Genomic DNA, 14,510 nt, shown 5'->3' with positions numbered 1-14,510 from the left:
GCCGCCGCCACGGCGGTGGCGCCACCCCCGCCACCGCAGCTGCCCTCGGCGAAACTGAACCCCTACAACGGTTTTCACCACGGCGTCTCGCTGCTGCACGGCTGGCTGCCACTGACCATCGAGATCGCCGCCGCCGTCCTGCTGGTGATCGCGATCGCGCGCTGGGGCCGGCGGTGGTGGCTGATCCGGGTCCCGATCTGCCTCGCCCTCGGCGTGGTGGCCGCCTTCGCCGCCCGCACCGTGATGAACAACGAGGGCCTGGCCTCCGATCCCGCTCCGGTGCAGCTGTGGATCTGCGTGGGCGCGGCTGCCGCCGCGGTCGCCCTGGTGGTCGTCGGCTGGCCGGCTGGGCGCTGGTGGCACCGCACCGCCGCGATCGTCGCGGTGCCGTTCGCCATCGCCAGCTCGGCGGTGGTGCTCAACCAGTGGGTGGGCTACTACCCCAGTGTGCAGTCGGCGTGGAGTGCGCTGACCGCCGGACCACTACCCCACCAGACCGATCAGGACGAACTCGCCGCGATGCGCGGCACTCACCCCGCCCACGGTGTGGTGGTGCCGATCGACACCGGCGACGCCGCCAGCGGATTCAAGCACCACACCGAATACGTCTATCTGCCGCCGGCCTGGTTCTCGGGTCCCACGCCGCCCGCCCTGCCGGCCGTGATGATGATCGGCGGCGAATTCAACACCCCCGCCGACTGGTTGCGCAGCGGCCAGATCATGCCCGCCATCGACGCGTTCACCGCCGCGAACAACGGCAGCGCCCCGGTCCTGGTCTTCGTCGACTCCTCGGGCAGCTTCAACAACGACACCGAATGCGTCGACGGCCCGCGCGGCGCCGCCGCCGGCCACCTCACGAAAGATGTCGTGCCGTATGTGGATTCGCATTTCGGTGTGCCCGCCGATCCGGCGAAGTGGGCGGTGATCGGCTGGTCGATGGGCGGCACCTGCGCCACCGATCTGACCGTGATGCATCCGGAGCTGTTCCACACCTTCGTCGATATCGCCGGCGATCTCGGCCCCACCTCCGGCACCAGGGAACAGACGATCGCGCGGCTCTACGGCGGCGATGCGGCCGCCTACGACCGCTTCGACCCGCTGACGGTGATGGCGAAGCACGGGCCCTACACCGGTGTCGCCGGTCTGTTCGACGATCTGACACCGCCGCATCGCCAGGATCACACCGGTAAGTACCCTGGCGGCGGCCACGTCCACATGCCGCAGGTCGACGAGAGCCGCATCGGCGTCGGCGGCCAGGACGGCGTCATGGACACCGGCGAGGTCGGCGCCGCCGAGAAACTGTGTGGTCAGGGCCGCGCGGTCGGCATCGAGTGCACCATCCACACCACGCAGGGCGGGCACACCTGGCAGTTCGCGGCGGCCGCGTTCACCTCGTCGCTGCCCTGGGTGTCGGCGCGGCTCGGTCTGCCCGTGCACACCTGATGCGCACCGCGGGCCGCCGCCGGAGCAATCCGGCAGCGGCCCGCGGCGGTACGGATCAGTCGTCGAGTTCGGCGAGGACCTCGTCGGAGACGTCGACATTGGTGTACACGTTCTGCACGTCGTCGCTGTCCTCGAGCGCGTCGACGAGTTTGAACACCTTGCGGGCGCCGTCGGCGTCGACCGCGACCGACACCGAGGGCTGGAAGCCGGATTCGGCGGAGTCGTAATCGATTCCGGCCTCCTGCAGCGCGGTGCGCACGGCGATCAGGTCGCTGGGATCGCTGATGATCTCGAACGAATCACCGAGGTCGTTGACCTCCTCGGCACCGGCGTCGAGCACCGCGGTCAGCACGTCGTCCTCGGTGAGCCCGTTCTTCTCCAGCGTGACGACGCCCTTGCGGTGGAACAGGTAGGCGACCGAACCGGGATCGGCCATATTGCCGCCGTTGCGGGTCATGGCCACGCGCACCTCACCGGCGGCGCGATTGCGGTTGTCGGTGAGGCATTCGATCAGCACCGCAACACCATTGGGCCCGTAGCCCTCGTACATGATGGTCTGCCAGTCGGCGCCGCCGGCCTCTTCGCCGCCGCCGCGCTTGCGGGCGCGCTCGATGTTGTCGTTGGGAACCGACGACTTCTTCGCCTTCTGGATGGCGTCGTAGAGAGTCGGGTTTCCGCCAGGATCACCACCGCCGGTGCGCGCCGCGACCTCGATGTTCTTGATGAGTTTCGCGAACATCTTGCCGCGCTTGGCATCGATCACGGCCTTCTTGTGCTTGGTGGTGGCCCATTTGGAGTGGCCGCTCATTCCCTACTTCCTTCAGGTCGGTGTGCTCGAGGCCCGGGCAGATTCGCGATCTGCGTTCCGGCGATCGCTGTGCAGTCTACTGCCCGGTTCGCCACCGCCCGGCCGGGGTGCACGGCGAACGATCAGGTACCGGCGCTCACCGCGGCCCGGACCGAGTCGACGAACAGCCGGTGCACGCGCAGATCTCCGGTCACCTCGGGATGGAAGGAGGTCGCGATGACCGAGCCCTGCCGGACCGCGACGATCCGGCCCGCCGCATCCTGCGGGTCACCCGCCGACGGGGCCTCGGCGACCACGGTGCCCGGCCGCGGCCGGTGCGGGACCCGGGCCAGCACCTCGACGCCGGCGCCCACGCGTTCCACCCAGGGCGCCCGGATGAACACCGCGCGAATCGGATCGTCGAGGCCGGTGAAGTCGAGATCGGTCTCGAACGAATCGACCTGACGTCCGAAGGCGTTGCGCCGCACCGTCATATCGATGCCGGACAGTGACTGGGCGTCGGGGCGGGTGTCGAGTACCTCCGAGGCCAGCAGGATCATCCCGGCACAGGAGCCGAATGCCGGCATGCCCGCGCGCAGCCGTGCCCGCAGCGGTTCCAGCAACCCGAACACCTCGAGCAGTTTGCTGATCGCGGTGGATTCGCCGCCCGGCAGCACGAGCGCGTCGACGGACTCGAGTTCCGATTCCCGTCGCACACTCACCGGTTCGGCATCGCACGCGGCCAGCGCGTGGAAGTGCTCACGCACGTCACCCTGCAGTGCCAGCACGCCAATGGTCGGTTTCACGGCACGAGCATACGAGTCGCGCGGCACGGTCGTGACCTGCGGCCGCCGCGGTTGTGGCGCCGCTCACCTACCGGCGCAGTGTGCGGATGAGCCCTTCCTGCACGACCTGCGCGACGAATTGTCCGCGCTGGTTGAAGATCCGCCCGCTGGTGAGCGCGCGGCCGTACCCCGCGGACGGGGAATTCTGGTCGTAGAGCAGCCATTCGTCGGCGCGGAAGGGACGCAGGAACCACATCGCGTGGTCCAGCGACGCGTCCTGGGTCGGCTCGTCGCGGTGGGTGACCTTCGACGAACCGAGCAACGTCATATCGCTCATGTAGGCGAGGGTGCAGACGTGGAACAGCGGGTCGTCGGGCAGCGGGTGGCGGTAACGGAACCAGACCTGCTGCTGGGAGGCCAGGCCGTCGCGACGGAGGACCGCGTCCTGCGGCACCAGCCGGATGTCCCAGTGCTCCCATTCCCGCATCAGCCACAGCCGTTCCGGGCTCATCGACGCGCGTTCGTCCGGAATATCTTGCGGCAGTGGGACTTCCGGCATCACGTCTTGATGTTCGGGTCCCTCGTCGCCGACGTGGAAGGAGGCCGACATGGTGAAGATCGCCTCGCCGTCCTGCACACCGGTGACCCGGCGGGTGCAGAACGAGCGGCCCTCGCGAATGCGTTCCACCAGGTACACGGTCTGCTCGGCGGGGTTGCCGGGGCGCAGGAAGTATCCGTGCAGCGAATGCACCTCGAAGCGCGGTTCCACGGTGCGCACCGCCGAGACCAGCGCCTGCCCGGCAACCTGGCCGCCGAATGTGCGCGCCAGCTGGGACTTGGTGATCGCGCCGCGGAAGATGTCCCGCTCGAGCCGCTCGATCTCCAGTGCCTCTTCGATCGTCGCCATGTACCGTCCTTCCGCCCTGTGCCCCGCTCAGGCTAAGCGATGGCGAACCCGCCCCGGCGAGCGACTCTCCGCCGTGACAGCGCTCACGACGCCGGTTCGCCCTGCGATCCGATCAGTTCCCGCGCCTCTTCCTCGGACTGCGCGGCCGGCGCCGACCCCCACATGTGCCTGCCGTTGGGCTCCTGCAGGAAATACACCGAGATCGCACCCACCAGCCCGGCGATGATCAGGTAGTACGCCGGCCAGTTCAGATCGCCGGTCGCGCCGACGAGCGCGCCGACCACCACCGACGTGGTACCGGCGAACAGCGAGACCGCCACGTTGAACGACACCGACAGCCCCGCGCCGCGCACCTTCGTCGGAAACAGCGACGGCAGGGTGGACGGCATGGTCGCGCTGAAGCAGATGAGGGTCAGGCCCATCATGAGCAGGCCCAGGAACACGGCGAACGCGTTGTCGGTGCGCACCAGCAGGATCATCGGAAAGGCCAGCACCACCAGGGCGATGACGCCGGTCCAGATGATCGGTTTGCGGCCGACCCGGTCCGAGATCAGGCCGATCACCGGGATGGTCAGCAGCGCGATCGCCATCACCGCGATCTGCAGCCACTGCGACGCCGAGGAGGACAGACCGCCGCCGGTGCTGTCGGGCACGGTCGAGGTGACGTAGGTCGGCATATAGGAGGTCAGCATGTAGTTGGTGACGTTCCAGACGACGACCAGACCCATGCAGACCAGCACGTACGGCCACAGCCGGGCGAGGATCTTGGCCTCGTCGCCGGTCTTGTTCGCCTTCTCCCGCTCCTCGGATTCCTTCTCCAGGGCGGCGAAGGCCGGGGTGTCGGCCAGCCGCATCCGCAGATAGACGCCGACCGCGCCGAGCGGCAGGGCGACGAAGAACGGCAACCGCCAGCCCCACGACAGCAGCTGGTCGTCGGTGAGGGTGGCGTCGGCGAGCGTGACGACCAAGGCGCCCAGCAGATATCCGGTGAAGGTGCCGAATTCCAGCCAGCTGCCGAGGAATCCGCGCCGCCGGTCGGGTGCGTACTCGGCGATGAAGGTCATCGCGTTGCCGTATTCGCCGCCGGTCGAGAAACCTTGCAGCAACCGCGCGCACAGCAACAACATCGGCGCCCAGATCCCGATCGTGTTCTGATCCGGGATACAGCCGATGGCGAAGGTGCCGGCCGCCATGAGGATCATCGTGGTGGCGAGCACCTTGTTGCGCCCGATGCGGTCGGCCAGCGGCCCGAAGAACATGCCGCCGAAGGGGCGCACGAGGAACGCCACCGCGAACAGGCCGAACGTGGCGATCGTGCCCGCGGTGTCCCCGAGATGGGAAAAGAACACGTCCTTGATGGTCGGCTCGAAATACGCGTAGACACCGAAGTCGTACCACTCGGTGATGTTGCCGATACTCGCCGCGCCGATCGCCCGGCGGATGATCGGCGGATCGGTGACGACGATGTCGTCGAGCGACCACCGCTTCGGACGCTCACGCGGGACCAGCACCGCCACGGACTCCGACCTCCTCGACTTCTCGACAACCGTCGATCACCGGGGCCGCCGGGCCTGCGCGCAGCGTGTTCGATCGCCTCGCAGGTGCCCGCCGTGTCCGGAATCGACCCGCTCAGGCTATGCGATGGCAAACGCGGTCGGCAGGCGACTCTCCGCGATCCGCGCCGTGGCGGGCATGATAGGCGGATGCCCGCATACGAACCGATCGCCGCGGACGGGCTGGTCGAGCGGGTCGTCGCGGCCGCTCTCGCGCTGCCGGGGCCGGTCGTGGTGGCCGTCGACGGGGCCGACGGCGCCGGACCACGGGAACCGGCCGATCGGATCGTCGAACGCATCCGCACGCTCGGGCGCCCGGCCACGCGGGTGTGGTTGCACGACTTCGTTCGCCCGGCATCGCTGCGGCTGGAGTTCGGGCGCGACGAGATGACCTATCGCACAGCCTGGTTCGACTACGCCGCGCTCGATCGCGAAGTGCTGGAGGCGGTGCGCCGGCGCGGGCGGTGGCTGCCCGCGCTGTGGGACGAAGCCGAGGACCGATCCGCCCGGGCGCGCATGCAGTCGGCCGAACCGGGTCTCGTACTGGTGGTCGCGGGTCCGATGTTGCTCGGTCGGGGTCTGGATTTCGATATCACCGTGCGGTTGCAGATGTCGGAGGCGGCACTGCTGCGGCGGACCGATCCCGCGGACCGGTGGACCGTGCCCGCTCTGCTGCGTCACGACCGCGAGCACGACGACGTGCCCACCTTCGATGTTCGCTGGGATCATCCGGACCGGCCGGCGTTACGGATCGGCGCCTGATCCGCAGCCCCCTCGGATGTGCGGGGGCGCACCGGAATTCGCGGCGCCGCGCCGGCGAAGCGTTCGCGGTCGGCGACCGGGAGCCAGCACCCGGCGGCGATGTCGCGGTTGTAGGTCGTGCGGAAATGCTCGATCAGAGGCGGTAATCCCGGATGGGTGTTGGCCGTCGACCACAGCAGCGCGTGCGGATAGGCCGGTGTCGGGTCGACGATCGGCACCCGCCGGATGTGCGGATGCCACGGATTGCGGAAGTGGTCGCTGCTGACGGTGGCCAGAGTGTCGGAGGCCGCGATGCGGGCGAGCATGGCTTCGATGCCGTCGGGCCCGGGGAACCGGGTGCGGTCGCGGGGCGTGGTATCGATTGTGACACCGCAGAATTCGCTCAGCTGGCGATAGAAGTCGGCCCACTCCGACGCCACCCCCGCGCCCGGAATCCACACCGTGTACGCGCCCAGTTCGGCCAGCGGCACCGCCGACCGCCCGGCCAGCGGATGATCTCGGCCGACGAGCAGATGCGCCGGATCCACGTACGCGGGCACGGCCGCGATATCTGCCGGTAACGGGCGGGGTCCGCCCGACGGCCGGGCGAAGGCCGCGTCTGCGCGGCCGTGCACCACCATGTCCCGCGAGGTCACGAAGACGTTCGAGATGACGATCTCGGTCTCGGCGCCGGGATTGCGGTCGAGGTAGAACCGCATCTGCTCGGTCGCGCCCTGCCGCTCGCCCTGCACCGCGACGCGCAGCGGGCGCGGTATCTCACCGACCGCCGCCACCGCGGTCTCGGCCACCGCCAGCAGTGCGCGCGCATGCGGCAGCAGCCGCGCCCCGGCGGCGGTCGGCACGATTCCGGCGGGTACGCGGTCGAACAGTGCCACGCCGAGCTGGGCCTCGAGTTTCGCGATCCGCTTCGACACCGCCTGCTGGCTGATGCCGAGAACCACGGCGGCGAGACTGAACTGCCGTTCCTCGGCCGCGGCCACGAAGGCGCGCACCGCTGCCAGGTCGAGATCCGCGCTCGCACCTCCACCCACAACCATTCGTTGTGCACCCTTCGCTGTATTCTCCTCGAGTCCATCGCGTCCGGAGCCCGGCAACTTCCGGAAGACAGTACCCGACAAGCCATTCGGTGAGCGTCCGCATCGTCCCGGCTGCCACTGATCGCCGGGCGGGCACTTGGACACACGCCGTGGGGATGTGCTGCCGGGTGCTCACCACGGCGCGACGCAAACGAGCCGAGCGGGCCACGACATACGGCACGAGCCGGTGACACCGCGGGCACCGGATCGGCCTCGACGCCCGGGCCGGTTCCTCAGTCGCCGGCCGGTGCGACGCCGCGGCGGGCCGATTCCGCGAGACGAGCGGCGAGTCCCAGGACCAGTTCACGCAACTCCCCTGGATGCCGCACCTCGAACGGGCGATCGAGTGCGGCGAGTACCGGCGGCAGCCAGTCGAGCCGCTCCGCCCGGATACCGACGTCCCACCAGCGCTCGGCGGCCGAGTCCGCCGGGTCGTCCGCCGCATCGAGAGTCGCCACCGTCGCGGGCAGGTGGGCGCGGATCTGCTCGACGGTACCGAAGATGCGCAGCCGCACGTCGTATCGATAGTCGGCCGCGGCGAATCCCGACACCACCCGCCGCACCGGATCGATATCGCCGGGCGCCTCGAACGTCCCCGGCAGGGTTCGGGCGGTGGTGATGCGATCCAGGCGGAAGGTGCGGTCCCCGCCGCGGCCGGAATCCACACCGGTGACGTACCACCGTCCGGAATGCGCGACGATCCCGTAGGCGTGCAGCGTGCGTTCGCTCGCTCGGCCGTGGCGATCGGTATAGCGGAGGGTGAGCGGCCGGTGGTGGCGTATCGCGTCGGCGATCGTCAGCAGCACCGCGGCATCCGGGGAAGCGAATTCGGCCGGCGCATCGGTGAATGCGAGCGATTCCAGCAGCACGTCGAGCCGTCGGCGCGAAGGCTCGGGAAGTACCCTCCGGATCTTGGCAGCGGCGGTCTCGCTCGCGGTCACATCCGTTGCGGCCCAGCCGATTCGGCGGCCGGCCAGCAGGCCGAGCAGGACCGCCGACGCCTCGTCGTCGTCGAGCATCAGCGGCGGCAGGCGGTATCCGGGGGCGAGCCGATAACCGCCGTAGCGACCACGCACCGACTCCACCGGAATATCGAGATCGATCAGGTGGTCCACGTATCGGCGCACGGTCCGTCCCTCGACCCCGAGCCGGTCGGCGAGTTCGGCCACGGTCCGGGTGCCGCCGGACTGCAGCAATTCGAGCAGGGTCAGCACGCGTCCGGTCGGTCGAGCCATGATCTCGACCCTAGTGTGAATACTGGACCGATTCTGTCCCCTATTGCTCCTACGCTGCGGAAAACACCGTCGAACGGCAAGGAGCAGCCCATGAATTTCGTCTCGATCCGCATCATCACCGCGGACGTCGCGCGTCTGGCCGAGTTCTACGAGCGCGCCACCGGATTGCGCGCTCGGTGGGCGACCGAGGATTTCGCCGAACTCGAGAGCGGGGCCGCCACCCTCGCCCTCGCGAGTACCCGTACCGTCGCCCTGTTCGCACCCGGCTCGGCCCGTGCGTCGGACAACCACAGCGTGATCACCGAATTCCTCGTCGACGACGTGGACCGCGTGTATCGCGAGCTGTCCGGCGCCGGCACCGAGGTGGTCGCCGAGCCGGCCACGATGCCCTGGGGCAACCGCTCGCTGCTGGTCCGTGATCCCGACGGCAACCTGGTCAACTTCTTCACACCGGTGACGCCGGCGGCGATCGCGAAGTTCGCGGAACGGGCCGAGCCGGTCACGCCGGGCATGTGAGTCGCCGGCGTGTGCGGCCTCGGGAACGACGACGCCGGGCCGTCCTGTGCGGAACGACCCGGCGAAGGCGTTGTCTCGGAGTCGGTGTCCGAACGGATTACCAGCCGCGCTCGGCGAGGCGGTGCGGCTCCGGAATCTCCTCGACATTGATGCCGACCATGGCCTCACCCAGGCCGCGCGACACCTTCGCGAGCACATCGGGGTCGTCGTAGAAGGTGGTGGCCTTCACGATGGCGGCGGCACGCTCGGCCGGGTTGCCCGATTTGAAGATGCCGGAGCCGACGAAGACACCCTCGGCGCCCAGCTGCATCATCATCGCGGCGTCGGCGGGGGTGGCGATACCGCCGGCGGTGAACAGCACCACCGGCAGCTTGCCGGTCTCGGCGATCTCACGCACCAGCTCGTAGGGCGCCTGCAGTTCCTTGGCGGCGACGAACAGCTCGTCCTCGGGCAGCGACTGCAGGTGGCGGATCTCGCCGCGGATCTTGCGCATGTGGGTGGTCGCGTTGGACACGTCGCCGGTGCCGGCCTCACCCTTGGAGCGAATCATCGCCGCGCCCTCGGTGATGCGGCGCAGCGCCTCGCCCAGGTTGGTGGCGCCGCAGACGAACGGCACGGTGAACTGCCATTTGTCGATGTGGTTGGCGTAGTCGGCGGGGGTCAGCACCTCCGACTCGTCGATGTAGTCGACGCCCAGGCTCTGCAGGATCTGCGCCTCGACGAAGTGGCCGATGCGCGCCTTGGCCATCACCGGGATGGACACCGCGTTGACGATGCCGTCGATCAGATCCGGGTCACTCATCCGCGCGACGCCGCCCTGGGCGCGGATGTCGGCGGGAACCCGCTCGAGTGCCATCACCGCGACCGCGCCGGCATCCTCGGCGATCTTGGCCTGATCGGCGGTGACGACGTCCATGATCACCCCGCCCTTGAGCATCTCGGCCATGCCGCGCTTCACGCGGGCTGTGCCGGTCGTCGAGGTGGTGTCGGGCGTTGTCACGGGCAAACTCCTGATTATCGGGGATTCGTTCGAGGAGGCATCGCTGCGATGCGAACCTCCACGATTCTAGGCGCCCCGATCAGGCCACTAGATAGCCAGTCCGAGAGCACTGGACTGGTCCGCCGCCCGCGGCCGGGATCGTCCACCGGGCCGGGCGGCCGCTACGGCGTCGCTACGGCCGCGCCGAATGCGGGTACCGGTGGCGCCGGACGGTACGAAACCGCAGGCCGGCGCCACCTGTTCGTCAGATCGGGTCGACGACGAACAGCTGCGCCCAGTACGTCGCGGCCTGCTCGCCGATATACGGCAGCAGGAAGTCGTACAGCAGATAGGACATATGCATTCGGTACCTCACCTCCACACACCGGTTCGCCGGATTCGGTGTGCGGCAAACCGGTTTCGACCCTAACCGATGGTGACCTGTCACACACCGGCAACGGCCGGGTATCGGCGAGATCGGCGGATTTCCGACGAAATATGTTGACCGCCAACGTGTCCCACCGTCACACCTCGGACAGCAGCGGTTCGAGCAGTCCGACGGCGACGACCCGGATCTGCTCCAGCGCCCGTTCGACCGGCCCGGTCGGCTGGAACAGATGACTGAGGGCAAGGCGCACAACGGTTTCGGCGACCGACGCCAGCTCCTCCTCGCCCACCGACGCCAGCTCGTATTGCGCGCGAACCGTCGCGGTGACCGCGGCGATCGCACGGCCCAGTACGGGTTCGGGTTCGGTCATCAGCGCCGGCAACAGCGCGGTATCGGGCGCCGAACGGCCCGACAACACAGCCTCGAGCAGCATATTGTCCGCGCCGCTGCGCAGGGTGAACTCCACGGCCGCGATCAGGCCGGCGATCACATCGTCCGGATGGGCCGCCAGCTGCTCGGCGATACCGACCAGGAAGACGTCCACCTCGTTCGCGATCACCACCTCGGCGAGGTCCTGTTTGGTGCCGATCTCCTTGTACAGCACCGGCCGGCTGACGCCGACCTCCTTGGCCACCCGCGACATGTTCACCGCACCCCAGCCCTCGGTACAGACCAGGCCGCGAGCGGTCTCGATGACCCGCTCGCGCAGAAGTCGGCGCATATCGGACTGGAAGTTCGGCGCGGTAGCCACACCCATGATCGTACACGGTTCACGAAAATGTTCGACTATTGACAACTATGGGGAATCTGTATTCAATGAGAACACTTCTTAGGAAAGTGTAAATACATCGAGGTGGGCGAGCCGCGCTGCGGCCCCGGCCCCGTCGGCGCACTCCGCCCGCCGGACGCACCGTTCCGTCGCGCATTCCGCGCCCCGTTCGTGAGGAGAATTTCGTGACCACATCCCGAATCGGCGATCCGGCCCGGACCGCGCCGCCGCAGTGGCGCGACCGCAAGCGCCATCTCTGGCTGTTCGGGCTCGTCCCGCCGACCGCGGTCCTGCTCGCCACCGGCCTGGTGTGGCTGTTCAACCAACTGGGCTGGCACCACGCGGCGTCCGTGTGGTGGTGGATCGGGCCGCTGCTGGTGTACGTGCTGCTGCCGATCCTCGACCGATTCTTCGGGCCCGACGGGCAGAACCCGCCCGACGAGGTGATGGAACAGCTCGAGAACGACCGCTACTACCGCTACTGCGTCTACGCCTACATTCCGTTCCAGCTGCTCAGCCTGGTGTTCGCCTGCTATCTATGGAGCGCGGCCGATCTGTCCTGGCTGGGCGTCGACGGCGGGCTGAGCCTGATCTCCAAGATCGGCCTGGCTCTGAGCATCGGCACCATGGGTGGCGTCGGCATCAACACCGCGCACGAACTCGGCCACAAGAAGGACGAACTGGAGCGCTGGCTGTCGAAGATCACGCTGGCGCAGACGTTCTACGGCCACTTCTACATCGAGCACAACCGCGGCCACCACGTGCGGGTGGCGACACCGGAGGATCCGGCCAGTTCCCGGTTCGGCGAATCGTTCTGGACCTTCCTGCCGCGCAGCGTGTGGGGCAGCCTGCGCTCGTCGTGGTCCCTCGAGAAGACGCGGCTACAACGAATGGGCAAGCGGCCGTGGACGATTCACAACGACGTGCTCAACGCCTGGCTGATGTCGGTGGTGCTGTGGGGTGCGCTGGCCGCGATCTTCGGTCCCGGGGTACTGCCGTTCCTGGTGCTGCAGGCGGTCTACGGATTCTCGCTGCTGGAGACGGTCAACTATCTCGAGCACTACGGCCTGCTGCGGCAGCGCACGGCCGCCGGACGCTACGAACGGTGCACGCCGGAGCACAGCTGGAACTCCGACCACATCGTCACCAACATCTTCCTCTACCATCTGCAGCGCCACAGCGACCATCACGCCAATCCCACCCGGCGCTATCAGACCCTGCGCAGTATGGACGGCGCGCCCAATCTGCCCAGCGGCTACGCCAGCATGATCACCATCGCCTATTTCCCGCCGCTGTGGCGCCGCGTGATGGACGAGCGGGTGCTCGCCCACTACGGCGGTGACATCACCCGCGTCAACGTCCAGCCCCGCAAGCGCGATCGGATCCTCGCGAAGTACGGGGTCGCCTGATGTCCCGATTCCGTTGCCCCGTCTGCGATTACGTGTACGACGAAGCCGCCGGCGCCCCGCGCGAGGGCTTTCCATCCGGCACCGCGTGGTCCGCGATCCCCGACGACTGGTGCTGCCCCGACTGCGGCGTGCGGGAGAAGCCGGATTTCCACGCCGATCTCGCAACCCCCGACGCGACCCCGACGAAAGGCCCCTGACATGACCGACTACAAGCTGTTCCGTTGCCTGCAATGCGGATTCGAATACGACGAGGCCCTCGGCTGGCCCGAGGACGGCATCGCGCCGGGCACCCGCTGGGACGACATTCCCGACGACTGGTCCTGCCCCGACTGCGGTGCGGCCAAGGCGGATTTCGAGATGGTCGAGGTCAGTCGCGCATGACCGGACGCATCGTCATCGTGGGCGCCGGGCTCGCGGGCGCGACCGCCGCCCGCACCCTGCGCACCGAGGGCTACACCGGCCAGATCGTGCTGCTCGGTGCGGAGGACCGGCTGCCCTACCGCCGCCCGATGGTCTCGAAGGAGTTGCTCGCCGGCACCGCGAACGAACGCCGGCTCCTGCTCGGGTCCGCGCAATCGTGGCGCGAACTCGACGTCGAGGTACGCCTGGGGACCACGGTCGAGGGCATCGACGTCGACCGCGACCGCATACATCTGGGCACCGGCGAAACCCTCGGCTACGACGCACTGGTGCTCGCGACAGGTGCCCGCGCACGAGAACTGCCCGGCCCCGAATCGGGTGCGTACACGCTGCGTACCGCCGCGGATGTCGACGCGTTGCGCGCGGCCGTGGTGACCGGTGGATCGCTGCTCGTGGTGGGTGGCGGCCTGGTGGGATGCGAAGCCGCCGCGACGGCCCGCGGGCTGGGGGCGGCGGTGACGATCGTGCACGCGGCCGAGACGCCCCTGGAACGGGTGGCGCCGCGGGTGATCGGCGAGCACTGCCGAACCCTGCACGCCGACAACGGCGTCGACATCCACGACGCGATCGTGCTGGACCGGATCGACGGGGGCGGTGGAGATGTCACAGCCACCGCCGTCGACGGACGCCGGTGGACCGCCGCGGCGGTCCTCGTCGCGATCGGCGCGGAACCGGATACCGGATTGGCCCGCCAGGCCGGACTCGCCGTCGGCGACGGCATCCTCGTCGACGAGTCCTACACCACCTCGGCGCCGAACATCTTCGCCGCCGGTGACGCCGCGGCCGTCTACGATCCGGAATTCGGGGTCCACCGGCGCACCGAACAATGGAACAGTGCCCAGGCACACGGAGTCGCCGTCGCGAAATCGATTCTCGGACAACCCGTTCCGTCCGAGGAGGTCTCCTGGGGCTGGACGACCCAGTACGGCGTCACCATACAATTCGCCGGGCGCCCGCAGCCCGAGGACGAGGTCGTGGTCCGTACCACCGACACCCCCGGCCGGTTCATCGCCCTGAGCCTGCGCGCCGGGCGCCTGGTCGCCGCCGCGGCCGTCGCATGCCCGGCCGAGCTGCGCACCGCCCGCACTCTCATCGCGGACCGCACCACGCACGACCCGCACACCTGGTCCGACCCGGCCATTCCCCTGCAGGACCTGACAGCCGCGACCGAGTTGTCGAGCCCCCACTGACCGAACAGCCCCCCTGCGCGAACCGGTCGCGGGTCTCGAAGTGGCAGCAGCCCGCGGGGTTCGCGAACACGGTGCGCGACGGCCTCACCGACGGCCGGTACCTCGTTCTCGCGGACGGCGCGACCGTGCACGCGATCGACGCCGGCGACGGTTCGACCGCCTGGTGGATGTCGCCGCCGCCCAGTGGTGATCCCAGATTGCGCTCGCGGGTGGAAGCGATGGGCGGCCGGATGGTTGTCGTGCTCCGCGGACGCGTTCACCGGATACGCTGCGGCGTGAGGCGACGCGAAT

General features: G+C 68.8%; 15 protein-coding genes. 7 read left to right on the top strand and 8 right to left on the bottom strand.

Annotated elements, in window-relative coordinates; translation table 11 throughout:
* The first annotated feature begins 15 nt into the window (after positions 1-15).
* Positions 16-1,443, top strand: a complete 1,428-nt coding sequence (locus tag NK1_RS20315) for an alpha/beta hydrolase (protein WP_157104366.1) — start codon at positions 16-18, stop codon at positions 1,441-1,443.
* Between the two features lie 55 nt (positions 1,444-1,498).
* Here the strand turns inward: NK1_RS20315 and NK1_RS20310 are convergent, their stop codons facing one another.
* The 4 genes from NK1_RS20310 to NK1_RS20295 form a co-directional block, all read right to left on the bottom strand.
* Positions 1,499-2,251, bottom strand: coding sequence for a YebC/PmpR family DNA-binding transcriptional regulator (locus NK1_RS20310; RefSeq protein WP_063010819.1), 753 nt, complete (start codon positions 2,249-2,251; stop codon positions 1,499-1,501).
* A 122-nt stretch (positions 2,252-2,373) separates the two neighbouring features.
* The gene (gene pdxT / locus NK1_RS20305; RefSeq protein ID WP_063010818.1) at positions 2,374-3,036 is read right to left on the bottom strand and encodes a pyridoxal 5'-phosphate synthase glutaminase subunit PdxT; all 663 of its coding nucleotides are present in this window, start codon (positions 3,034-3,036) and stop codon (positions 2,374-2,376) included.
* A gap of 67 nt (positions 3,037-3,103) precedes the next feature.
* The gene (locus NK1_RS20300; RefSeq protein ID WP_063010816.1) at positions 3,104-3,922 is read right to left on the bottom strand and encodes an acyl-CoA thioesterase; all 819 of its coding nucleotides are present in this window, start codon (positions 3,920-3,922) and stop codon (positions 3,104-3,106) included.
* Between the two features lie 83 nt (positions 3,923-4,005).
* On the bottom strand, positions 4,006-5,439 hold the full coding sequence (locus NK1_RS20295; protein WP_084461252.1) for an MFS transporter: 1,434 nt from the start codon (positions 5,437-5,439) through the stop codon (positions 4,006-4,008).
* A 186-nt stretch (positions 5,440-5,625) separates the two neighbouring features.
* On the opposite strand from NK1_RS20295, the gene NK1_RS20290 reads away from it, so the two are divergent.
* Positions 5,626-6,237, top strand: a complete 612-nt coding sequence (locus NK1_RS20290) for a nucleoside/nucleotide kinase family protein (protein WP_063010814.1) — start codon at positions 5,626-5,628, stop codon at positions 6,235-6,237.
* Here the strand turns inward: NK1_RS20290 and NK1_RS20285 are convergent.
* On the bottom strand, positions 6,201-7,274 hold the full coding sequence (locus NK1_RS20285; RefSeq protein ID WP_084461250.1) for a LysR family transcriptional regulator: 1,074 nt from the start codon (positions 7,272-7,274) through the stop codon (positions 6,201-6,203). The genes NK1_RS20290 and NK1_RS20285 overlap by 37 nt on opposite strands.
* A gap of 272 nt (positions 7,275-7,546) precedes the next feature.
* Positions 7,547-8,548, bottom strand: coding sequence for a helix-turn-helix transcriptional regulator (locus NK1_RS20280; RefSeq protein ID WP_063010812.1), 1,002 nt, complete (start codon positions 8,546-8,548; stop codon positions 7,547-7,549).
* A gap of 90 nt (positions 8,549-8,638) precedes the next feature.
* Between NK1_RS20280 and NK1_RS20275 the strand changes: the two genes are divergently transcribed.
* Positions 8,639-9,064: a VOC family protein gene (locus tag NK1_RS20275; RefSeq protein WP_063010810.1), complete on the top strand. Its 426-nt coding sequence runs from the start codon at positions 8,639-8,641 to the stop codon at positions 9,062-9,064.
* A 97-nt stretch (positions 9,065-9,161) separates the two neighbouring features.
* Here the strand turns inward: NK1_RS20275 and pdxS are convergent, their stop codons facing one another.
* Both pdxS and NK1_RS20265 read right to left on the bottom strand, forming a co-directional pair.
* Positions 9,162-10,064 carry a pyridoxal 5'-phosphate synthase lyase subunit PdxS gene (gene pdxS, locus NK1_RS20270; protein WP_062997834.1) on the bottom strand — a complete coding sequence of 301 codons (903 nt, stop codon included), beginning with the start codon at positions 10,062-10,064 and terminating at the stop codon, positions 9,162-9,164.
* 503 nt (positions 10,065-10,567) lie between these two features.
* Complete coding sequence (locus tag NK1_RS20265) at positions 10,568-11,182, bottom strand: TetR/AcrR family transcriptional regulator (RefSeq protein WP_063906060.1); 615 nt, start codon at positions 11,180-11,182, stop codon at positions 10,568-10,570.
* Positions 11,183-11,385: 203 nt separating this feature from the next.
* Between NK1_RS20265 and NK1_RS20260 the strand changes: the two genes are divergently transcribed.
* Genes NK1_RS20260 through NK1_RS20245 form a run of 4 tightly spaced genes read left to right on the top strand, consistent with a single transcriptional unit; the run spans position 11,386 to position 14,219 of the window.
* Positions 11,386-12,609, top strand: coding sequence for an alkane 1-monooxygenase (locus tag NK1_RS20260; RefSeq protein WP_063010808.1), 1,224 nt, complete (start codon positions 11,386-11,388; stop codon positions 12,607-12,609).
* On the top strand, positions 12,609-12,806 hold the full coding sequence (locus NK1_RS20255) for a rubredoxin (protein ID WP_063010806.1): 198 nt from the start codon (positions 12,609-12,611) through the stop codon (positions 12,804-12,806). The genes NK1_RS20260 and NK1_RS20255 overlap by 1 nt, the downstream gene beginning before the upstream one ends.
* A gap of 1 nt (position 12,807) precedes the next feature.
* Positions 12,808-12,990: a rubredoxin gene (locus NK1_RS20250; RefSeq protein ID WP_036502897.1), complete on the top strand. Its 183-nt coding sequence runs from the start codon at positions 12,808-12,810 to the stop codon at positions 12,988-12,990.
* A complete protein-coding gene (locus NK1_RS20245; RefSeq protein WP_063906057.1) occupies positions 12,987-14,219 on the top strand; it encodes an NAD(P)/FAD-dependent oxidoreductase in 1,233 nt (410 codons plus the stop codon). Before NK1_RS20250 ends, NK1_RS20245 begins: the two co-directional genes overlap by 4 nt.
* Positions 14,220-14,510 lie beyond the last annotated feature (291 nt).

Origin of the sequence: Nocardia kruczakiae NBRC 101016 (assembly GCF_001612965.1) — a bacterium.
Classification (GTDB): Bacteria; Actinomycetota; Actinomycetes; order Mycobacteriales; family Mycobacteriaceae; genus Nocardia; species Nocardia kruczakiae.
The sequence above is the reverse complement of the archived record's forward strand: the minus strand, read 5'-3'. Positions and strand labels throughout refer to the sequence as shown.